This window comes from Paenibacillus germinis (genome assembly GCF_013141785.1).
Classification (GTDB): Bacteria; Bacillota; Bacilli; order Paenibacillales; family NBRC-103111; genus Paenibacillus_E; species Paenibacillus_E phytorum.
In genome coordinates, this window is record NZ_WHOC01000087.1 from 1 (window position 1) to 995 (window position 995).

Consider the following 995-nt stretch of genomic DNA (forward strand, 5'->3'; position numbering starts at 1 on the left):
CGTCATGTGTACTAGCAACAAGTCTTATGGCAGGATCGGCATTGGCAAAATCTGAAACAAGCCAATCGAATGAGGGTAAGTCTGATGCTGTAAAGGTTAACGTTGATCTCAAGGTGAAAGCTGATAGGGATGCGACTGTTACATCCGATACGTATGGCAATCAAGGCCATAATGGATATAAAGGGCTGCTCAACGCGATCGACAATGTGAAGGACAAGCCAGCAGGGGCTGTTATTGCAGATCTTCTTTTAAGCAAATATGGGACCCAACTTACGGCTGAAAAGAAAGCGGAGCTTGAGGTAATCAAAGAGAAGGACGCAGCTTTGTCGGTAGTTGCAGATCTGTTGGATAAGAACGGCAGCGTAACTGACGCCGTGTACGTTCAAAAGGAAGCTATTTTAGCAAACGTGACGAATCTTGATTCTTACAAAAAACTTGGCAAATTGTATGAGAAGCTAGGGAAAATAGGCGTGAAATTGTACGTTAACGGTGAAGAGCCTACTTTCGAAGTAGCTCCGTTTATTCGTGAAGGCAACACACTAGTTCCATTCCGTGCAATTTCTGAAGCTTTAAAAGCCACGGTTACTTGGAACGCAGAAGAGCGCTCGGTTACTGTTACACGCGATGGTATTACTGTGAAACTCTTTATTGATAGCAAGACTGCTACGGTCAACGGGAAAGAAGTGACACTTGAGGTACCCGCAGCAATTGAACAGGGTAGCACGGTTGTGCCGGTTCGTTTTGTGAGCGAAGCCCTGAAAGCAGCAGTTAAATGGGAAGCAGATACTCAATCTGTTGTTATTTATGAAGAATAATCCGAAATAATTATAGAGCCATCCGTTAACGGATGGTTCTTTTCTTTGTGGGACATCCCCTGTGTTTCTAATCGGCTTTGGCAGCTAGCAGTTTGTTGTGAAGGGATTAGTCTCTGCTTTATATTTGTAGTAGATTTTACATTCAGAGCAAATACTCAAAGAACTCGGATGATTTATTGA

The 995-nt window shown here is 43.3% G+C and carries 1 protein-coding gene; it reads left to right on the forward strand.

All coding sequences use genetic code 11. The annotated features are described in order from the left end of the window. On the forward strand, positions 1–815 hold an 815-nt coding region (locus GC102_RS17505), incomplete at its 5' end, for a copper amine oxidase N-terminal domain-containing protein (RefSeq protein ID WP_171690697.1). Between the last annotated feature and the right edge of the window lie 180 nt (positions 816–995).